A 22,477-nucleotide genomic window follows, 5' to 3' on the forward strand; every position below is an offset into this window, starting at 1 on the left:
GACAATACTGTAAGTCCTGTTCAATTTTTAAATTTCCCTTTAATAACGTTCACGAAGCAAACTGGATTTTGATTGGGCTGCAAATAGCCTTTAAATGCTACATTATCAATGAGTTAAATAATAAATAACAAAAATACAGCTCTATGAATGGTTGCAATCACCTGAAACAATATATTATCCAAGCCAAATTATTAACTAATTTCAAGGCTTATTTCAATGCCAGGTCAATTTCTGGTTGATTTATAATTGATATAAATACATTCATCCATTTAATAAATATTTATATCGTGAATAACATTTAATAACTTCATATATTGAAATAAATAAATGCGTGAAACAAAAAGGTGTGATTATCATGCGACACCTGGCGTTATTTTAAATATACTCGTCATACTTCAAGTTGCATGTGCTGCGGCTGCGTTCCCTCACCCCAGTCACTTACTTTAGTAAGCTCCCGGGGATTCGCTCGCTTGCCGCCTTCCTGCAACTCGAATTATTTAGAGTATATACGTAGCGCCAGATGCCGGGTTGCAGAAGGGAGACGGCGCTTTTACACACGCGTGGCAAACGGTGGTGACGCCAATTAGCAGAACATATACTTTTCAATGAATGCTACTTTCACTTTTTCATGAAGCTCAATTGAACGTGAAAAGCAGATTATTTTCGTGCCAGACGCATAATACGTTACTCCACGCACGTCGCATAACCCGCTGAGCCTGCCGGCTTAATGGCGCAGTTTTGACTCTTGGTATTCTCATCTACGCCGCAATACATGCCGCCGCTTGAGGTTGATTTAGATAAATAGGGATAGCCCTGCGTCGGCCAGCCTAACGAGCTAATTGAATGATACAGCGTCAACAGGTCGTTATTATCCGGTGCTTTGCTAAGGCTACCGCACTGTTTGGCAATATCCCATTTCGTGTTGTCCACCGTATGCGCCATCGCCCAGTACTCGTTATTTGCATGCACTCCGTTGGTAAATACTGGCGTTACGCCTGACAGCATCTCAGCCTGAAGCCACGGACGATGCAGCGTTTTTCCGTTGACGGATGTCGTATCCGACATATTTCCCCAGAACAACGCTTTATCCGTATCCGGGCTGGTAAGTACCATAAAAATCACATCCAGCGATGCGTGAAGAGTCGTATTGTCCGTCACTTTCACCGTGAGTGGCGTTTTCAACCCCAGGCTTTTATCCTGATTAAGCGTAAACGTTGCCGTACCGTCGCTGCCGGTAGTGCCGGTAAAGACAATCCCGGTGGTGGTCATACTTTGGCTGGCGCTTGCGGGAGTCAGCTCTTTAAGCATGAGATCGTCTGCTCCGGCATCCGCTGCCACGTCGCCATCCGTTATCACCATACCTGCCCGATTTTTCGAATCGCCACGTGACAACGTAAAACCGACGTTGGCGACCGGGTTACCGCTGCTATCTTTTACCGTCACCGTTAACGGCATCGCGCTTCCCTTCGCCACTACCGCCGCATTTTTCGCGCTGTCCATCGCCGTCGAGGTCAGCGTAATACTGGCAGGAGTAGAAGTACGCGGCTCGACCAGACACACCTGAGCGCCGGTGGCAGTCGATGAACTGGCGGTGCCCTTACCGCCGCTATTCAGGTTTATAAATTGGTAATATCCGGTATTCGGCGCACGATCCGCCGCCCACCAGGATTTGTTCCCCGCCACCGGCCAGCCGTAATTTGTACCGATTGCGCCGTTAGGATTGTCGCTATACAACGTTTGCAGATCGCCCGACAACGGCTGGTATTCCGCATCACAGCCGGTTGCGCCCGCTTTTTCAGTGTTCGCTGCGGTGACTAAGGGCCATGTTTCATTGTTAACCAGGTAAGTACCGCTATTCGACGTCATCTCCGCCGCCAGCAGCGGACGCCGGAACTTCACGCCCGCGCTGTTGGTTACGGTTTCCGGCATGTGTCCCCAGTATTTAGCTTTATCACTGTCCGGGCTGGTAATGACGGTGAAAATGACGTCCATATCGCTAACTGTCAGCGGATCGTCGACAAGCATCGCCTGTAGCGGTGTTCTCAGGCCACGGGAATCATCCTGCGTCACTTCGAGTTGCGCTTTACCATCCTCATCCGTAATGCCATACCAATAACTTGTGCACGAAGATACCGTGCAGTTAAACGTCATTGAGCCCGTAGACGGCGCAACCGATGTGAGTACCATGCCTCCGCCGGAACTGCCATCAACGACACCCGCCCGGTCTATCGAAAGCGTTCGTCCCAAACGGATAGCGGTATTGGGCTGCGGCGTGCCGGAACCATCCCTCACAGTGACGGTCAACGGCAGGCTCTCGCCCTTCTTCGCCACTGGAGCGCCTTTATCCGCATCCATGTCGCTGGAGGTGAGTTCTATCGACAAGTCCCGGCGCTTTGCCAGACAAAGCTGCGCCGTGGCGGTATTGGCTTTGGTTGTCAGCGTATTATTATCGCTGAGTCTGACATACTGAAACTGACTGTCTGAGTGCGTGGCATCCGGTACTGAGTTACCCGCCCCCCAATATTTTCCTGATGCCACCGGTAGGCCAAGCGTTGTCGTGAGTGCGCCATTGGGATAATCGGTATATAGCGTCTGTAAATCATTTACCGTCGGCAACCCCAGCCGATCGCACGGGCTGGCGGTGTCCTGATACATATTCGGATAACGGCTCCAGGTATACCAGGTCTCGTTATTTTCCGTATAACCCGACGTGTCCGCCGTTGAAGAAAGTTCAGCGCGCAGCAGCGGTCGCTTAAATTCAACCCCCTTACTGTTGGTAAAGGTTTCCGGCATATGGCCCCAGTATTTGGCCTTATCGCTGTCCGGGCTGGTCACTACGGTAAAGATTGCGTCTTTGCTGTCTGTCAGGTTGCTGCCGTCCATCGTGGCGGCGCTGATAGTGGTTTTTAAACCGGCGGTACTGTCCTGCGCAAGGGTAAATGTCACCTGTCCCTGGGCATCAGTTTGCGCATACAGATATTTCGCCGAGGTATCCAGCAGGTATGTCGCCAGGCCGGACGGCATCACATTACGCAGCGTAATATCGTCTGTGATGCTTGAGGACGATGTGGCGCTGTTGGCGCGATTGTACGAAGATCCGCGGCTGATTTTCACCATCACGTTTTTCATCGGCTGACCTGCGGCGTCTTTCACGTCGATGGTGGCGGCCATCTGCTCGCCCTTCTTCGCCTTTGCGCTTCCGGTGGTTTCATCCTGGCCTGCCAGCGTCAGCGTCAGGCTGGCGGCGGCGCTGCGCGGCGAGGCAAGACAGGTCTGCATGTAGTACATCGAGGTGCTGGTCGTCGTTTTGACATCATTGCCGTCGTTAAACAGGTTGACCGCCGCATAGAGCGACTTCGTGCCGTCTGACGATATCACGTAATCCCCCGCCCACCAGTAGCGGCTGACGTTGTTGTTGCCTGAACTGGTCATCGGCCAGCCGTTACGGCTGCGCATGGCGTTATCCGGGTATGTCCCGTACAGTGTCTGGAGGTTGGCTACGGTCGGTAGCGTGTCGCGCCCACAGCCGCCACCGGTGCCGTTCCAGGCTTTATCGACGGTTATCATGCCCCAGGTTTCGCCTTTGTCGTAGTAGCCGTTGGCGATGGTCAGCGTTTTGCCGGGCGTAGCGCTAAACTCGCTGGCCAGCAGCGGACGCCTGTACGCCACGCCGCTGCTGTCGGTCAGCGTTTCCGCCATATGGCCCCAGTAGTTGGCCTTCGGCGTGTCCGGACTGGTGACCACGGTAAAGATGACCGGCAGCGGCGCGCTCGTTACGCCGTTGTGTTCTATCGCCGCCGTCAGCGGCGTTTTAAAGCCCGCGCCGCTGTCCTGGCTGATATTCAGCGTCAGTGTGCCGTCGGCGCCCGTGGCGGTGTAATAGTTAGCGCCGCTGCTACGCCCGTCGCTGTGGTTTATCTGTATATCCGCCGCCGCCGAGCTATTCACCTCCTGATTCGCGCGCCCGACGCTGTCGCCGCGCGTAAAGATAACCGGCGTGTCGGCGGCCGGGTTGCCCTGGGCATCCCGCGTGGTGATGATGACCGGGATGGTCTCGCCGACTTTCGCTTTGGCGAATCCGTCGCTGTCGTTATACACAGGCGAAGTGAGCGTTATCTGCGTCGCCGCCGGATGGGCGTTTTGCAGGCAGACAAAATAGAGTTGTTCATTCCACAATAGCGAACCGACGCCGCCGTCGCGCAGATTAATCGACTTAACGTAGCGGTTTTGCGTACTCCGGCTCAAATCGGCGGTGCTGTCCTGGTAGTTTTTACCGTCCAGCGGCCAGCCCTGCTGCGTATTCATGGCGCCGCCGGGCCTGGCGTCGTACAGCGATTGCATATCGGCAAGGGTCGGCACGTATCCCGCGCCGCAGGCGTCGTTCGCCATTTCAAAATCGACGATTCCCCACGCTTCGTTGTTTTCCGTATTGTCGCCGTGGGTAACGCCGCTGGCGATTTCAGCCGATAACAGCGGGCGCTTAAACACCTCGCCGTTGGCCGCCGTCGTCGTTTCCGGCATATGGCCCCACATTTTGGCTTTGTCGCTGTCCGGGCTGGTGACCACGGTGAAAATAGTGTCGATGCTGGCCGTCGCGCTGGCGTTGTCGTACAGCGCCGCCGTAATCGCGACTTTCGTCCCGTGGGTGTCCGGGCGGGTGACGTTGATGATTTTGCTGCCGTTTTCACCGGTCATGCCGCCGATTTTGGTGGCGGTGTCGTTGAGCGAATCGCCGTCGATCACCACCGCCGAGACGATGCCGTCGCCGCTACCGGCGATATGTTTCTCCCCCTGGCGGGTATAGCCGTCGCCGCGGCTTAACACGAACGGCGCTTGCGGCAGCGGATTGCCGCTGGCGTCTTTTACCGTCACTTTAAGCTGGAGCGTATCGCCCTTTTTCACCTTCACCGCGTGTTCGCTGTTTGCGTTATACCACAATGCCGCATCCACCGGCTCAATGGTGATAGACGCCGCCGTCGGATTTTTGCTGACCAGACAGCTCACGTAGTCCGACGCATCGCCGGAAGCGGTATAGCCGCCCGCAGCCAGTGATACCGCCTGCCATGTAGCGGCGCTGGCGAAGGTGGATGACCAGTAGTCATACTCAGTCGGCCAGCCGGATACGGTGTGGATTTTATTGCCGTCGCTGGAGGCATACAGTGCGGCAAGCTGATCGGCGCGCGGCAGATGGCCGGCCTCGCAGCCCCCGGCGTTGGGGTTATTCAGCGCGTCGGCGTGGCTGACACGCGCCCAGGTTTCGTTATCCTGCTCCTGGGTACGGGTGGCGGCAGTCGCTTCCGCCGCCAGCTTTGGCCGCTGGAATTTCATATCACCCACGGTGAGCGTGTCCGCCATATGACCCCACATCTGCGCCTCCGGCGTATCGGGGCTGGTGGCAACGGTAAATTTCACGCTGCGGTTGACGGGCGTGGTAATCAGTGAGTTGACCGGCAGTACGCTCAGCGGCGTCAGCAAGCCCACGCCCTGCGGCTGTTCAATCACCAGCGTGGCGTTGCCCTCGGCATCGGTCATGCCCTGGTACGTCATCGACGCCTGGGAAGAGCCGAAAGGCGTTCCGCCCATCACCAGCGTTCCGTCGCTGGGATCGGTAAAGCCCGTGGTGGCGTTGTCGCGATTTTTGCCGTGCGACATGGTGACGGTAAAGCTGGCGTTAGGCACGCTTAACCCATTCAGCGCATTGACGGAATGGACGTTCATCGTGATTTGTTCGCCGACTTTGGCTACCGCATTGCGTAACGACTCATCGCCATTAAAGTAAACGTCCAGACTGGTCACCAACTCATTGCCGGAGCAGGAGAGATAGTTCGGTTCGGTGCCGCTGAACGTGCTGTCCGCACCGGTCGCCAGGTTGACGTGCGCGGTGGTGGAACCATCAGTATCCGCCGCGATATAGCTGTGTTTCTGCGTCGGCCAGCCGTAGGTCGTTTCCATCGCGTTGCCGGAATGGGCCTGATACAGCGTATCCAGCAACAGTTGCCCCGGCACCTGGCCGGTACCGCACTGGTTCGTCGCCGCCGTTACCGAGTTAAACGTCGCCCAGTATTCGTTATTCTCAAATTCGGAACCGGTATCCTGCGCGGCTTCGTCCGCCAGCAGCGGGCGTTTGTAGATATTGCCCGCTTCCACCACGCCCTGCATATGGCCCCACATGCGCGCCTGCGCCACGTCCGGGCTGGTGACGACGGTAAAAATCACGTTCTGCGTCGCTTCCGTGCCGTCGAACAGCACCACGCGCACCGGGGTTAATACGCCCGCCCCCTTGTCCTGAGTCAACACCAGCGAGAACTGACCGTTGGCGTCGGTGACGCCGTGATAGTGACCGTCGCTGCCTTCCAGATTGGTGATAATTACCGGATCATCCGTCCACTGATGCCCGCTATCAATATCGGCGTTCTTTTGATTCTGGCGATTTTGCTCGTCGCCCAGGTAGACGTTAAAGTAGCGATAAGGCAGCGGTTTATTGGTGGCGCTGTCGGTGACGGTGATCTTCATGTTGATCTCTTCGCCCACCTTCACTTTCGCCGCGTTGACCGTTGAATCAAAATTATCGGCGCTAATCACTAATTTCGGCGTGACCGCAGGCGGGGCTTTATCCACGCAGCTAACCAGCGATTGCGTGGCGTCCGGCATCTGCGTAAGGGCGCGGCTGCGCATATCAATGCTGATATGGTCAGTGGCAGTCGATCCCTGGGAGGAGGACCAGTACTCTTCGTCACCGGATGTCAGCCCTACCGGCCAGCCGAGGGTGGTGGCCAGATCGCCGCGCGCAATTTTTAACCCTTCCAGTTGGCGTGCATCCGGCAGAATATCGCAGTGCGCGTCGGCGTGGCCCCAGTTGAACTGCGCCCAGGTTTCATTGTTGATGCTGGCGGTGCGGTCTTCACTGTCGGTTTCCGCCGCCAGTTTGGGGCGGTAAAAGGTGTAGCTTGCGCCGTCCACCGTGGCGGTGGACGTCTCTGCCATATGACCGTACATGTTGGCGCTGCTGCTGTCCGGGCTGGTGAGGGTGGTAAAAATCACGTCCACGCTGGCTTTCAGCGCTGGCGCGCTCGACGGGTGCGCTATCAGCGGCGTTTTAACGCCCGGGCCGTTCGCCTGGGTGACGACCACGGTCGCCACGCCCTCGGCGTTGGTCGTACCGTGATATTCCGTGGCGGTGGTGGTCAGTTCGGTGTTGCCGACGCGCACCGGCGCGGCATTGTTTACCACGCCCTGGCGGTTTTGCGCGTCGCCGCGGGTAATCACGAAATCAACGTTGCCCTCCGGTTCGCCGCCGCAGTCTTTGGTCGTTACCGTCAGCATGATGCTTTCGCCCGCTTTGACCTTCGCGGCGTTGAGCGACTCATCCAGATGATCGGCGGCGAGCGTTACCGGGTCGCCCACGGCGGGCGCGATATCCACGGCAAACTTTTGATCAAGCACTTCGACCGCCGTGTTATAAGGCACGCCGGTGCGGGTAAGCAACCACAGCGGCGGTATGGCGGTTGAGGTATCCAGTTGCGACCAGACCACCAGATGGCGGCCCGCCAGATTCTGCGCGCAGAAACTTATATTGCTGACGGGTTGTGGATCAAGCGGCGTGTCCGGCGTGGCGGCGTCGGCCCACACCAGCGTAACGGCGGGCGCGCGTTCAGCCTGCCAGGCCAGCGGCGGCACGGCGAAGATATCGCCTTCGGTGTCGTGCGGATTGGTTAAGGTCAGCGCGCTGCCGACATCACTGGTGCTGAACTGGCTGGGCTTCGCGGAGTAGTCAACAGGATTCGCCGCATCAGAGCGCAACTGCACGCTGCCCTGATATACCGGGATCGTTACACTGTCGGCCTGAGGCGGAGTGCCATTAATAGCCGCAGTTTGCTCAGTGAGTTCCTGCCATGCGCCGCTGCTTCGCACGGCCTGCGCGAAGAAAGGCGTTAAACTGAGGGCGCATAGCAGCAGCCAGGGTAAAAAACCGACACACTTTTTCGATTTCACTGACGTACCTGAGAAAAGTCCATTTCGTTGCAGTTCATTCCATGAATACAAAAACGTAAAAATACATCGCTACCGGAACAGCGCCAGCTACAAGGGATACCCAGGTTGGGCGCCGCAAAGCGTCACCCAACATTCAAACGCGCTCCCGGCCCCATTCCCCATTCACTACGGCACCCGGCACGAGCCTAAGCCCGAGGTCGTCGCTTTTTCACGAGTACAGGTTGTCTGGCCGGTCGTTTCGTTAAATGAACAGTAGTACTTATTGCTTTGACCTTCATCTTGCGACACATAGTCCCAGGATGATGTCGTCGGCCATTGCAACGTGCCGATAACGCTCTGCAACGCTTTCAGATCGTCCAGCGAGGCTATATTTTCCTGCGATCCGCAAAGATGCGTCAACGACGTTTCCACGTGTTCGGACTGATAATAATAGTTCGTCCCCCAGAATTCATTATTAAACGGCCAGGTATCCCGGGGCGCGGCAGAGAGCTCGGCTTTCAGGTACGGGCGGCGCAGCGTAACGCCGTTCACCTGCACGGTATCCGGCATATGACCCCAGTATGACGCATACGGCGTATCCGGGCTGGTTTGTACCGTAAAGATTGCATCTACGCTCGCCGCCTCATCAAATTGATTCGCAAGCGCCGCCGTGACAGACGTTTTTAACCCCAGCGATTTATCCTGAGTTAACGTAAACCGCAACTTACCGTCATCGCCGGTGAAGCCAGACCATTTTGTGCTGAGGCCATTCTGGTTATTAAACGCCACTGCCGTACCCGCAGGTGCAACCGGCGCCAGCATCATATTCGCCGGCGAAGTTGTAAACGGAACCGGCTCGCCAATCACGCCTGGTTCAATGTATTGCTTATCCACCGCACCGCGCGAATAAGCGTAATCACGCGTCAACAGTACGGCCACCCCGGCCTGCGGCTGCCCGGCGTCGTTAGTCACCGTTACCGTCATCGGTATCGTTTCGCCTTTTTTCGCCACGGCCGCCGATTTATCGGCGTTCCATGCGTCGGAAGAGAGCGCGATATTCAGCCCGCTGCGCGATGTTGTCAGGCAGAGTTGTAAGTAGTAGTTACCCGGGTTTTCCGACATGCTGTAGTTTTTCCCCGTCTTGAGATCTTTATACTGCCAGTAAAGGGTTGAGCCTTTCAGCAGGCTATCCCCCGCCCACCACCGCTTCCCGACGGGCAATCCAATATCGGTCGCCACCTTGCCGCTTGGGTGATCGTTGTACAGCGCAGTGAAATCATCTATCGCAGCCATCTGGTTCATCGGACATCCGCCGTAATTACCGGTATTAAAACTATTCACCATGATCCAGTTTTCATTGGTTTCGAAATAGGTATCCGTGTGCGCCTCCGATGAGGGCTCGCCTGCCACCAGCGGGCGCTTAAACTCCGCACCGTTGCTGGCGGTGAAGGTCTCCGGCATATGGCCGTACATGTTGGCCTTGTCGCTGTCCGGGCTGGTGAGGACGGTGAACACCACCGGCAGCGATGAGGTCGCCGTCGGCGTATCGTTCAGATTCGCGGTCAGCTGGTTTTTCAACCCTATGCCGCCGGGTTCGGCAAGCGTCAGGGCCAGCGTACCATCCGCGCCGGTGGCGCCGGTCAGAACCGATGTGGCATAGTAAAACTGTTGCTGCGCACCGGTGAGCGGCGTCACCGTCATGTTGGTGCCGTTAGTGGCTACAAATTTATTATAGTCAGGGTTGCGCGCCTTCCCGGCGTCACGTTTAAGCGAAAAAGTCGCATAAGGCACCGGGTTGCCCATCGCATCGGTAGTGGTGATGAGTAGCGGGATCGACTCGCTGTTTTTCGCCTTCACCGCCTGAATAGCGTCATCCATCGCCTGCGGGGAGGTGAGGGTAATCTGCGTGGCCTGCGGCAGCGGCGTCGTGGCGCAAATTTGATACTGCCAGGCAGTGCTGGTCGCGCTGTTTTCTGACCGACGCGAACCATCAGCCAGATCGACTGCGTAATAGAAGTCAAGTTTTGCCCCGCTGGAAAATGACGTCGAGTTCGATCCGCTCCAGTAAGAATAGTAGACCGGCCAGCCCTGGGCGGTATTTATCGTTCGGCTCGGGTATTTGCTGTAGAGCGAATCCAGCGCCTCAACGGCAGGGTAATAGCCCGCCGCGCAACGGGCCGGATTGGCCCCTTCACTGGCTGGCCCATGAAAAACCGCCCAGGTTTCGTTGGTTTCTTGCTTAGACGCAGTATTGTCCGTACTGGACAGCTCAGCGTACAGCAGCGGGCGCTGGTACACCGCGCCATCCGCCGCCGTCAGCGATGGCGCCATATGCCCCCACATGCGGGCAACGCTGACATCCGGGCTGGTGACGACGGTAAAGATAGTGTCGATGCTGGCACTCACGGCGGCATTTTCATACAGCGTCGCGTTAATCGCGGTGCGGGTGCCGTGGGTGTCCGGGCGGGTGACGCTGATGATACGGGTGCCGTCAGTGCCGGTCTGCGACCCCATTTTGGTGGTGGTCCATGCCAGCGATTCGCCGTCGATCACCACGGGCGTCACGATGCCTTGCAGATCGTCACCGTCCTGAGCGGTATACTTTTCGCCCCGGCGATCGTAACCGTCGCCGCGGGTGAGCACAAACGGCGCTTCCGGGATCGGGTTGCCGCTGACGTCCTTCACCGTCACCTTGAGCTGCATCGTCTCGCCCTTTTTCACTTTGACCGCGTGGACGTCGCTGCCGTCGTACCACTGCGACGGATTGACCGGTTCAATGGTGATGGACGCCGCCACCGGGTTATCGCTGGCCAGGCAGCTGGCGTAAATCGAGACGTTGCTGTTGGCAAATTCACTGCCGTTCGTCAGCGCGATCAGTTTCCAGGTGGTGGCGCTCTGGTAGGTGGACGACCAGTAGTTAAGATAGGTCGGCCAGCCCTGAATGCTGTGAATCTTGCCGCCGCTGTTGGCGTTATACAGCGCCTCAAGCTGGTCGATGCGCGGCAGGCGGTTCGCCGCGCAGCCGCCCGCATCCGGGTTGCCCACCGCGTCGCTATGGGCCACGCGCGCCCAGGTCTCATTGCTCTCGTCCTGGGTACGCAGCGGGTTGCTCACTTCACCCGCCAGTTTGGGCCGCTCAAAGGTCCAGTCGCCCACGGTAATCGTGTCGGCCATATGGCCCCACATTTTGGCCGCTGGCGTATCCGGGCTGGTGGCGACGGTAAACTTCACGCTGCGGGAAACCGGCGTGCTGATTAATGAATCGACGGGCGCAATATTTAACGGCGTCAGCAGCCCCACGCCCTTTTTCTGGGTGAGGATAATGGTCGCATCGCCGTTAGCGTCGGTGATCCCGTGATAAACCTGCCCGGCAACGTAGCCCACGTCGTCAAACTGCATCTCGCCGTTGCTGGTATCGGTAAAGCCGGTCGTCAGCCCGTCACGCCGCCTGCCGTTCGCCATGGTGATGGTGAAGTCGGTATTGCCGATCGCCATGCCGTTAAGGGCGTTGCGCGAATGGATGTTCATCTTAACCTGTTCACCCACTTTGGCGTCGGCGTTTTTGATCACCGGGTCGTCGTTGAAGTAGACGTCCAGCACCGCCACCATTTCATTGGCCGAGCAGGTCAGGTAGTTGGGCGTATCGGTAAATTTGCCGCTATCGCCGTTTTCGAGGTTGACGTGTACCGTCCCGGAGGCGTCGCTGTCGGCGGCGATGAAATAATCTTCAGTCGGCCAGCCGTGCTCGCTTTCCATCTGTCCGCCCGCATGTTCGCTGTACAAATGCGCCAGCGACGACTGATCCGGCACCTGGCCGACACCGCACTGCGCGGTGGCCGACGCCACGGAGTTAAACGTCGCCCACTCTTCGTTATTTTCGCTGAATTGGCCGTCTTTATGGCTGGCCTCCACCGCCAGCAGCGGACGTTTGTACAGGTTGCCCGCGTCCACCACGCCGCGCATATGGCCCCACATGTTGGCGCCGTCCACGTCCGGGCTGGTGACCACGGTGAAAATTACGCTAAAGGACAGCTCGACGTTGCCGCCTTCGTCGTCCGGCATCACGATGCGGATGGGCGTTTCGACGCCCAGGCCGCTGTTATGTTTTAACGTCAGGTGCGCCTGGCCGTTGACGTCAGTCACGCCGGTATAGTGCTCCGGCGACGAGGCGCTCATACCTTCGGAATCAACGGTGACCCGCAGGTTATCCCATGCGTCCTGATGTTCCCCTTTGCGGTTTTTCGCCGGGTCGATAAACAGCTCCATGTAGCGGTAAGGCAGCGGTTTTTGCGTGTCCCGGTCAACTACGGTCATCGTCAGATCAATCGACTCCCCCACCTGCGCTTTATACGGTCCTTGTGGGGAGAGAGTAATCTGCGGGTGCGCCGCAGGCTGGGCTTTATCCACACAACTGACCAGCAGCGTGTCGCTGTCGGCGGCCCTGACGACCGATGCGCTGTTCATATGTACGGCAGCGTGGTAGCCGCTCAGTTGGTTTTTGGTCGATGACCAATATTCAGCATCGCCCGCCACCGGCCAGCCGGTCCAGGTTTCCAGCGTGCTGTGCTCATGTCGCATCTGCACCAGCTGTTCGGCGTCCGGCAGAATGTCACAGTGGTTATCCGCGCCGCTCCAGGTAAACAGCGCCCAGGTTTCGTTGGTATCGACGACGCTTTTGTCAGCGCCGCTCGCTTCCGCCGCCAGCTTCGGGCGGGTGAAGGTGTAGGTTATACCGTTCAGCGTCGCGGTAGCGCTCTCTATCATGTGGCCGTACATACTGGCCTTATCGCTGTCCGGGCTGGTGATGGTGGTGAAAATGACGGCGGTTTCAGCCGTAAGCGCCGGAAAGTTGACCGAGCTGACAACCAGCGGCGTTTTGACGCCGGGGCCTTCCTTCTGGGTGACCACCACCGTGGCGTTGCCGTTGGCGTCAGTGACGCCGCGATATTCCGTTTGGGTGGTCGTGAGCTCGGTATCGCCAACGCGAACCGGGTTGGCGTTATTGACCACACCCTGGCGGTTTTCCGCATCTTTACGGCGGATGACAAACGGCGCGTTGCCTTCGGGCGTGCCGTCGCACGCTTTGGTGGAGATGGTGAGGGTGATGCTTTCCCCCACCTTCACTTTTGATGCCTCAAAGGCCGAATCAACGTGATCGCCGCTGACTGTAACCGGCGTGTCGGTGGCCGGTTTAATGTTGAGCGCCACTTTCGGGCTTAACAGCGGAATGGTCGCATAATTCGGCACCCCGGTACGCGTAAAGAGCCACAGCGCGGGAACGTTGGTTTCATCTTCCACCTGCGCCCAGGCCACCAGCTGTCGCCCGGCGAGGTTTTGGGCGCAAAAGGTCAGGTTCGGAACCGGCTGCGGCGAGAGCGGCGTGTCGGGCGTGGCGGCATCGGCCCATACCAGGCCCATGGCGGGCGGCTGGCGGTTTTCCCAGGCGATGGTGGGCGGATCGCTAAAGAGATCGCCTTCGGTATCGGTGGAATTGACCGCCCGCATCGAGGTTGAGGTAGCATCCGCGCTAAAATCGCGCGGCATGGCGCTGAATTCAATATCGTGGGTTTTGCTCGGGTCAAGCAGCGTACTTCCCTGGTAAAGGGGGATAATAGCGCCGTCGGCCAGCGGCGCGGTGCCGTTAACCGCACCGGTGACTGAGTTCAGCTCTTGCCAGGTTCCGCCCTTCAATAGCGCCTGCGCAGGTGCGATCGACACTGCAAACATGATCAGTAATGTCAGTAAGAAATGTACAACTTTATTCACTTGCCGATTCCTGTCCATGAGCGATAGCCACCCGTTTTCATTCTCTGTCGTAATTCAACCCACTTTGCTTAGCGCGCGGCTAAGCAAAGTGCGCGGAAAATACCACTCCCCGCGGGGAGTGGTATGTTGAGGACAACTTATTTGCGTTTGTAGTCGATGGACAGACCAAAGCCCTGGACACCGTCGCTACCCACGGTAACGCCGCCGTCTGCTCCCTCGAACGCCGTTTTCGCTTCGGCGTTGGTGACAGGGATGACAAGGTCTTTATCGTTCCAGCTTTCGTTGACGATACCGCCGGTACCGGTACCTGCAATTTTACTGGTGCCGACGAATTTCCAGCGGTAGTCATACTGGTCGGTAACGTTTTCACCGGCATCATAGGTACCGTTGCCGTTCTTATCGCTCCACAGCAATACCTGATAGGTGGTATTCGTTTTGAGTGTCGTCCCTGAATTCTTCAACAGGTTGGTATTCGAATCTTTCTCATGAATAACCACATGGACGTTTTCATCCACCACCGGACCTTCCGGAATTTCGTCATCATCCGAACCACCGCCCGCATCGGTCGACAGGTCTTTCAACAGCAGTTCGGTTGCCACGGCAGGGTCACCGGTGGTAGTGGTTGGCGTGATTTTGATACCGATATAACGATCCGCATCAGCGGCCTGGATTTCATAACTGTCACCAGTACCAAGATCTTTGGGGTCGCTGCCATTCTGATCGCTAAAGCTCACCCATTTCACGGTGGCTTTAGTTGCCGTGTTGTCGGTGTCCAGGTCGCCTTCCGTATCGCCAATCGCCCAGTTCACCGTGACCTTATCGCCAACGTGGAACTGCTTATCGCCTTCGGTCACAATTTTACGATCGCCGCGATCGATAGTTACCGTTACGTGATCTTTGTCGGTATCCGCAGTTTTATCCGCCGCACGGGTAATCCACGGCACCGTACCCTGAATGGTGCCCGTCTGTTCAGAGACAATCTGCCACTGCCCCGATTTCAGATTACCGTTTGCCGCCACCGCTGGCGCGGCGCAATACCCGGCAACTACTAATGCTAAAGCGACCTTCGTCAGCCGCCGTTTTACTGTTGCTTGCATTCAGACTCTCCTTTTTCTCAAAATTCAGCGGCTGGCTGGTCAGCCACAACGCTGACGCTATTTCTGACTATACGTAACGCGTATGCCGTAACCCTGAACGCCATCTTCCACATTGGCGGCAAACTTCTGCGCCGCCTCTTTATTGGTTACTGGCAGGACAAGATCTTCATTCATGGTGTTGGCCAGCGCGCCGGTATGTCCGTTTGTACTCTGCCCGGTAAACTCCCACTGGTAGTCGTACAGCGCCATCTCTTCTTCCGTGAGCTGCTCGGACATCTGGAATACGCCGTCTTTATTTTTGTCGCGCCACAGCAGGAAACGGTAAGCATTATTGACCGTAGGGTGCTTATCTTCTTTGCCGATAAGGTTGACAGGGTTGGCGGCTTTGACCTGATAAATCACCGCATTCAGCGCGCTCAGGTTGTCGCCGATAAAAGTGACATCAACGTAGTTACTGTCGCCATAGGCGTCTGCTTTCGCCTTCCAGCGGAAAGTCCCCGGCAGGGTGCTGGAAAGCGTCACCGTCCCCGCTTCTTTGTCACGACTGGCAATAAACACGCAGGGGGTTTCCGTGGTGCAGGGCGTCTGGGCCAGGGTGACTTTTTTATCATTGCTGTCGTACAACACGGGCGTCATGGCATCGTCCACCAGTTCGTTACCATTGCGATCCGTGGAGTCGCCAAAGGAATCGGTGATCAGCAGATCCATCACCACGCCGTCTTCGCCATCGGCCAGCGCGCTGGCTTCATGGCTGTGATCGCTGCGATCGGTATCGGCAATGTTGTCGACGATCAGCTCAATTTTGCGATCCTGCTGGACGGTGATTTCCACCACGCCGGAGTTCTGCTTATTGCCCTTTTCATCTTCCAGCGTCATGCGTACTTTCCAGGTGTTCAGGGCGGTGCGCTGCTCTTCGGTATCGGCATTAACCCAGGCAGGAAGCACCAGATTCCAGCTGTTATTGTTGCCTTCGGTTAACGCATTAGCTTTTACCACCGGCATCACCAGCGTACGGGCGGCGTTGTTTTTCGCCTGCCAGGAGGCAGAAATAATTTTGTAATGGTGGTTAATCAGCGCGTTGACAGTCCATTTGCACTTTTCCAGACCAACAGCGGCCTCAGGCGTATCTTCAATCACGCATTCCGGGTGTTCATTGGTGGCGTCAGCCTTCAGCCACAACGTGACGTCCAGCGGATCTTTCTCACGATATTCGAGAATGATGAAATTGTTACGATCGACAAAATCGGTGCGGCTGCCCATTAAGGAGTGCTGAATTTTAACGTTTTCCGGATCGAGCTGCGCCGCCAGCGGCGTGCCTATCTGGTAGTTCACGGTCGCGTTAACGCTAAAGTCGTTACTATCGCCAGTACCGGCTTTGTAATCCGTACCAACCGTGACCAGCGGTACCGGCGTATATTCCAGCCCCAAAGTGACGGCATGAGGATCTTTTTGCAGATTATCGGTGCCAAACAGCGCTACTTCATCGCCGTAGTACTGTTCGTAAACTAATTTAGCGCCAAGCTGCGGATAAAACGGCAGCCAGCTTTCCATGCGGATATCCCAGCCGCGCGCGGGTCGTTCTTCATAAAAGTCGAAATCTTCGGAGTCTTTCCAGTCAGAAAGAGGATGGTAATAGTTGCCGGAGAATTTCAGGTAATCCGTCCAGGCTTCAGTTCCCAGACCTAATCGACGGTGACCGCGCGTAAAATCGTAGTCATAGAATGCGTTGCCGCCAAGCAGCCAGTTGCCGACGTTCTGGCGAACGCCAAGCCCAAAGTTACCAATGGTGCGGTCTTCCTTACGCTGAGCCGAAATCTGGCTAAAGAAAAGCGTGCTCTGGTTGTCATACCAGGGAATAAAATAATCCAGCGAACTGCCGTCCAGATCGCCGCCTTCGCCCACGGACAGGCTGGTACGGATCTTGCCATAAGGTGACATTACACCTTCAAGATATGACTGTGCTGAGGAAGTGATTTGGTTTTGCAAATAGCTACGCGCCTGGGATTCCAGCGCTTCCGGGGTGAGATTATCAAAGCCCTGGGTGGCGGAATTAATAAAGTAGTCAGCGCCCTGTTCTTTAAAGGACTTTCCTTTATTTTCCTGTTCTTCTTTTTTCGCGGATTCGCTGGCTAAATCAGGCAGGGAGGAGTGGCTTTCATCATTTGCAGATGCAGAGTTATCTGCGCCAGAAGCCGCAACTGAGACTCCAGACACTAATAGCAAAACCAGAATGCGAATCCTTCGCACCATATGATATCCCTGTCGTTAAATAAAAACGCCTCTATGAAAAGATATTATATGGATGATTCAGATGGAATCATAACTAACAGGCCTAAATATATTCCTAAAAAGAAAAGTTTAATATGAAACAGATTTATAATATTGATATAATAAATAAAAAGAAAGCTGTTATTTATTTCTAATATTAATTTTCGGGAATAATATTCCCTATAAATAGTTGAATCAATAAAAAGAATAAAATAACCGCCGGGCAGGATACTATGCTGATATTACGGGAGTATCGAATAACGCTTTTGCCCTTAGCCGGATAAGACGTCGGCGCCTCTGCTCTGCGGCGCAACGTCGACAGCGGTTTTATTGATCGGAAATGACGAAATTAACCCGTTTTTTTGAAATTAAACCATGACCGTTCTGGCAAAAATAGTCCACTGCGCCGCAGGCTTTCAAAACCTGTAACGGCTGGCGGCAGTCAGGACAAAGTGCCTGTAACGAGAAATCTTTAGCGCATGTCTCGCAATGCGCTGTATCGCCATTGCGCTCCAGCGCGTGATGGCAAACGGGGCAGGTTATTTCCATAACATTCTCCTCAGGCGCGTGACTTACTTTTACTTGAAAGGCCTGATAGCGCAGCGCTTGTCAGGCCTGGAATATTACTGAAAAAGCATTACTTGCTTTTCTTGATATGTTTCATCAGACGCTTACGTTTGCGCATTTGCGTTGGCGTCAGTGTGTTACGCTTGTTCGCATACGGGTTCTCCCCTTCTTTAAACTGAATGCGAATCGGCGTCCCCATCACTTCCAACGACTTGCGGAAGTAGTTCATCAGATAGCGCTTATAGGAGTCTGGCAGATCTTTTACCTGGTTGCCGTGAATCACCACAATCGGCGGGTTATAGCCGCCAGCGTGGGCATATTTCAGTTTTACACGGCGACCACGCACCAGCGGCGGCTGATGATCTTCCACCGCCATCGTCATGATACGGGTCAGCATCGCAGTGCTCACCCGGCGAGTGGAACTGTCGTAAGCCTCGCGTACGGACTCAAACAGGTTGCCGACGCCGCTGCCGTGTAGCGCAGAGATAAAATGGACGCGGGCAAAATCAATAAAGCCCAGACGGAAATCCAGCGTCTCTTTCACCTGCTCTTTGACTTCCTGGCTCAGGCCATCCCATTTGTTGACTACGATAACGAGTGAGCGCCCACTATTGAGGATAAAGCCCAGCAGAGACAAATCCTGGTCGGAGATCCCCTCGCGCGCATCGATAACCAACAGTACGACGTTAGCGTCTTCAATCGCCTGCAACGTTTTAATCACCGAGAACTTTTCTACCGCATCGGTGATTTTTCCGCGCTTACGCACCCCCGCCGTGTCAATCAGCACATATTCCCGTTCGTCGCGTTCCATCGGGATATAAATGCTGTCGCGAGTGGTGCCCGGCATGTCGTATACCACCACGCGCTCTTCACCGAGAATACGGTTAGTGAGTGTGGACTTACCTACGTTCGGGCGACCGACAATCGCCAGCTTTATCGGCAGGCTTTGCGGGTCAAAATCATCTTCCGGCGCTTCTTCACCATTTTGTTCCGCCTCGAACTGCGCCCAGTATTCCGCGTCTTCATCCACCTCTTCCTGCGGCGCGACATCATCCATCCACGGCAGAAGCACATGTTCCAGCAGGCTCAATACGCCGCGACCATGTGAGGCGGCGATAGGGTAAATTTCGCCTAATCCCAGCGAGTAAAAATCGACAACCGCCTGATCGGGATCGAGACCATCCGTTTTATTCGCCACCAGGAAGGTCGGTTTTTCACGGGAGCGCAGATGTTTGGCAATCGCTTCATCCGCCGGCATCAGACCAGCGCGCGCATCTACCATGAATAACACCACATCCGCTTCTTCAATCGCCAGCAGCGACTGTTCCGCCATCCGCGTTTCGACGCCGTCTTCGGTGCCGTCAATACCGCCGGTGTCGATACAGATAAACTCGCGGCCTTCAACCTCCGCACGACCGTACTTACGGTCACGAGTCAGACCCGGGAAATCCGCAACCAGCGCATCTCGGGTGCGGGTCAGACGGTTAAATAGCGTGGATTTTCCGACGTTAGGGCGCCCGACAAGCGCGACCACAGGTACCATGTTTAAAGCCTCATTTAAAAAATCATCAGACAACGCGCGTCATTTTTACGCCGTTGTTAAAAACAGGAAAACGGCCCCTACACCAGGAGCCGTTTTTTAAAACACACAACCGTGACGATTAACGCGTAATCGCGTAGACCGTACCGTCTTTGGCCTGGATGAGCAGTTTACCATCCGCCACCGTCGGTTCGGTCAGAAAACCGGAACTGTCTACTTTTTGTTGGGCCACAAAACGCCCGTCATCGACATTAATCCAGTGCAGATAACCTTCGCTATCGCCGACGACTAAATCACCATTATACAGCACCGGGGAGGTCAGCAAACGGTGCAGCAAATCGCTTTGCGTCCACAGCGTTACGCCGCCGTCAGTGGTCAGCGCCAGCACGCGATCGTTCTGATCGACCAGGTAGATACGGTCTCCGTCGACGATAAAGTCATTGACCGAACCCAGCTCGCGTTTCCACATAATCTGACCACTGCGCAGATCCAGCGCCGTTAAGTTACCATTATACGCCAACGCGTAAACGACGCCGTTTACCACAACCGGCGTGGTATCGACGTCGCTCAGACGGTCAATTTCCGTTGGGCCAGTGGCCTGGGAGATACGCTGCTGCCAAATCATCTGCCCTTGTTGCATCAGCACGGCGCTGACGCGGCCATTATCACCACCAACGATAGCCGCGCCGAACGCGGTTGCCGGCGCAGATTCGCCGCGCAGCGACAGCGAAGGCATATCCAGGTTCACCGTCCATTTAATGGCGCCATCCGCCTGATTTAGCGCCTGCAACTGACCGTTGCTGGTATGGATAAGAACGATTCCATCACTGACAACCGGACGAGACAACGCTTCGCCTGCGACCTTCGTCTGCCATGCTGTGGTACCGTCGCTGGTATTCAGCGCATAAACCTCGGCCTTTTCACTGCCGATATAGACGTGACCGCCCGCGACAGTGACGCCGCCGGACAACAACGCGGACGAACGAGAGAACCAGCCGTCTTTCTCGCCCAGATTCACAGACCAGATCTCTTTGCCATCATCCGCATTGAGCGCTTTTACCACGCCCGCGCGATCGGCTGCATAGACCACGTTATCTACCATTACCGGATGAAGGTTAGAATAAAATTCGCCAATTCCGTTACCGACAGAGGTGCTCCAGACAGTGGTCGGGGTAAACTGGTTTTCAACCTGCGGTAATGGAGACATCTTGACGACATCTTCTTCGCCGCTAAACAGTGAACAGCCGCTGAGCAGGGTAACGGAAAGCAACCCTGGCAGAAGTAATTTACGCAATTGCATCGGGTCCCTCTCAGATGGACAAATTATTGATTTTCATCTGCATCATTTCGCTCAACGCCGGAGAAGCATCGCTATTGACGCCCGCTTCCCATGCGCTGCGCGCGCCTTTTTTATCACCCTTACTCAGCAACGCTTCGCCGCGCAAATCAGCGACAATGGCTGTCCATCCTTCGCCTTTAACGGCATCCAGAGTTTTCAGCGCGGCGTCGGCTTGCTTAAGCTGCAACTGAACGCGAGCGAGACGCAGATTAATCACCGCTTTGAGATTTTCATCGCTGGTGGCCGCCAACCCCTGCTGCAACTGGGCTTCGGCTTTTTTAAGTTCATTCTTATCCACAAACTGCTGCGCCAGTTCCATAGACGCCAGCGCACCATAGGTGTTTTTATTCTCAGCCGCGAATTTTTCAGCGGCGGGAATGCTATCCGGCTTATCGGCGCTTACCGCCGTCACCGCATTTTGATACGCCAGAGAAGCAGCACGCGCGGACTCCGTCTGATGGCTGCTCCAGTAACGCCAGCCAACCAGCGCGCCAACCCCTAAAATCACTCCGACAGCCAGCGCTTTGCCGTTTTCGGCAAAGAAGCGTTTAATCGCATCCACCTGGTCGTGTTCGTTCTCGTAAATTTCCACGCTGTCCTTCTCCTTAGCCCAATAAAGTGCGCAAATGCGCGGCGACGCTGTCCTGCGCCACTGCCGTTTGCTCACCGGAGCGCAAATCCTTCACTACAACAGTCCCATCGGCGACTTCAGATTCGCCAAGAACCAGTGCAATACGGGCGCCCCACTTATCGGCGCGGGCAAACTGTTTCTTAAAGTTGCCGCCGCCGTGGTTTGTCATTAGCTTCACGCCTGGCATTTCATCGCGCAGCCGCTCCGCCAGCGTCATTGCCGCAGACTGCGTTTGTGCGCCGGCAGCCACCAGGTATATATCGACAACAGGAGAGGCAATAAATTCCGGATTAACTGCCTGAACTAACAAAACAAGTCGTTCCAGGCCCATCGCAAAGCCCACTGCCGGGGTAGCGCGACCGCCCAGTTGTTCCACCAGACCGTCATAACGACCACCCGCACAGACGGTGCCTTGTGACCCCAGACTGTTTGTTACCCATTCAAATACGGTGCGGTTGTAGTAATCCAGACCGCGTACCAGACGCTGGTTGACGGTGTAGGCAATTCCCGCCGCGTCCAGCAATTTACACAGGCCGGCAAAGTGCTCGCGTGAATCGTCATCGAGATAGTCGCCGAGAGCGGGCGCGTCGTTGAGCAGCGCCTGCACGTCCGGATTTTTTGAATCCAGCACGCGCAGCGGATTGGTATACATACGGCGTTTGCAGTCTTCGTCCAGCGTCTCTTGATGCTGTTCGAGGAACGCGACCAGCGCATCGCGATAGTTCGCACGCGCCTCTAACGAACCAATAGAGTTCAGCTCCAGGCTAACGTGTTCAGCGATGCCCAGCGCGCGCCACCAGCGTGCGGTCAGCATAATCAGCTCCGCGTCAATATCCGGGCCTTGTAAGCCGAAGACTTCGGCGCCTAGCTGATGGAACTGACGGTAGCGGCCTTTTTGCGGACGCTCATGACGGAACATCGGCCCGATATACCACAAACGCTGTTCCTGATTGTACAGGAGACCATGTTCGATGCCGGCGCGTACACAGCCCGCCGTACCTTCAGGGCGCAATGTCAGGCTATCGCCGTTGCGATCCTCAAAGGTGTACATCTCTTTTTCAACTACGTCAGTAACTTCACCGATCGCACGTTTGAATAACGGGGTCTGCTCTACAATCGGCAAGCGGATTTCACTGTAACCGTAGCTGCCGAGCACGTTTTTGAGTGTGCCTTCAATGCGCTGCCAGATGGCGGTTTCGCCAGGCAGATAATCGTTCATGCCGCGAATGGCTTGAATGTTTTTTGCCACGTTTATTCTCTTTCTGAATATAAAAATGAACCCTCAGCGCTTCCCCGAA

At 55.7% G+C, this 22,477-nt stretch carries 9 protein-coding genes and 9 other annotated features; all 9 genes read right to left on the minus strand.

Annotated elements, in window-relative coordinates:
* Positions 1–684: 684 nt before the first annotated feature.
* Positions 685–7,999, minus strand: a protein-coding gene (gene ratB / locus STM2514) for a putative outer membrane protein (protein NP_461449.1). Within the gene, positions 685–7,992 belong to an annotated coding region; the region does not span the whole gene.
* Positions 7,994–7,999 (minus strand) — a ribosome-binding site (putative RBS for ratB; RegulonDB:STMS1H002621). Its footprint overlaps the gene before it by 6 nt.
* 158 nt (positions 8,000–8,157) lie before the next feature.
* Positions 8,158–13,759, minus strand: a protein-coding gene (ratA, locus tag STM2515; RefSeq protein NP_461450.1) for a putative outer membrane protein. Within the gene, positions 8,158–13,755 belong to an annotated coding region; the region does not span the whole gene.
* Positions 13,754–13,759 (minus strand) — a ribosome-binding site (putative RBS for ratA; RegulonDB:STMS1H002622). Its footprint overlaps the gene before it by 6 nt.
* A gap of 115 nt (positions 13,760–13,874) precedes the next feature.
* Positions 13,875–14,841 (minus strand): putative outer membrane protein gene (sinI, locus tag STM2516; protein NP_461451.1). Within the gene, positions 13,875–14,834 belong to an annotated coding region; the region does not span the whole gene.
* Positions 14,836–14,841 (minus strand) — a ribosome-binding site (putative RBS for sinI; RegulonDB:STMS1H002623). Its footprint overlaps the gene before it by 6 nt.
* A gap of 50 nt (positions 14,842–14,891) precedes the next feature.
* Positions 14,892–17,090 (minus strand): SinH gene (gene sinH / locus STM2517; RefSeq protein NP_461452.1). Within the gene, positions 14,892–17,084 belong to an annotated coding region; the region does not span the whole gene.
* Positions 17,085–17,090: a ribosome-binding site (putative RBS for sinH; RegulonDB:STMS1H002624), on the minus strand. (Overlaps the previous gene by 6 nt.)
* 339 nt (positions 17,091–17,429) lie before the next feature.
* Positions 17,430–17,663, minus strand: a protein-coding gene (gene yfgJ / locus STM2518) for a putative cytoplasmic protein (protein NP_461453.1). Within the gene, positions 17,430–17,651 belong to an annotated coding region; the region does not span the whole gene.
* Positions 17,658–17,663 (minus strand) — a ribosome-binding site (putative RBS for yfgJ; RegulonDB:STMS1H002625). Its footprint overlaps the gene before it by 6 nt.
* A gap of 76 nt (positions 17,664–17,739) precedes the next feature.
* The gene (engA, locus tag STM2519; RefSeq protein NP_461454.1) for a putative GTP-binding protein occupies positions 17,740–19,224 on the minus strand. Within the gene, positions 17,740–19,212 belong to an annotated coding region; the region does not span the whole gene.
* Positions 19,219–19,224, minus strand: a ribosome-binding site (putative RBS for engA; RegulonDB:STMS1H002626). Its footprint overlaps the gene before it by 6 nt.
* Before the next feature lie 106 nt (positions 19,225–19,330).
* The gene (yfgL, locus tag STM2520; protein NP_461455.1) for a putative serine/threonine protein kinase occupies positions 19,331–20,519 on the minus strand. Within the gene, positions 19,331–20,509 belong to an annotated coding region; the region does not span the whole gene.
* Positions 20,514–20,519 (minus strand) — a ribosome-binding site (putative RBS for yfgL; RegulonDB:STMS1H002627). It overlaps the preceding gene by 6 nt.
* Positions 20,520–21,155, minus strand: a protein-coding gene (gene yfgM / locus STM2521; protein NP_461456.1) for a putative inner membrane protein. Within the gene, positions 20,520–21,140 belong to an annotated coding region; the region does not span the whole gene.
* Positions 21,150–21,155: a ribosome-binding site (putative RBS for yfgM; RegulonDB:STMS1H002628), on the minus strand. It overlaps the preceding gene by 6 nt.
* Positions 21,154–22,444, minus strand: a protein-coding gene (gene hisS, locus STM2522; RefSeq protein ID NP_461457.1) for a histidine tRNA synthetase. Within the gene, positions 21,154–22,428 belong to an annotated coding region; the region does not span the whole gene. Before hisS ends, yfgM begins: the two co-directional genes overlap by 2 nt.
* Positions 22,439–22,444, minus strand: a ribosome-binding site (putative RBS for hisS; RegulonDB:STMS1H002629). Its footprint overlaps the gene before it by 6 nt.
* Positions 22,445–22,477: the final 33 nt, after the last annotated feature.

Source organism: Salmonella enterica subsp. enterica serovar Typhimurium str. LT2, from assembly GCF_000006945.2.
In the GTDB taxonomy this organism is placed as follows: domain Bacteria; phylum Pseudomonadota; class Gammaproteobacteria; order Enterobacterales; family Enterobacteriaceae; genus Salmonella; species Salmonella enterica.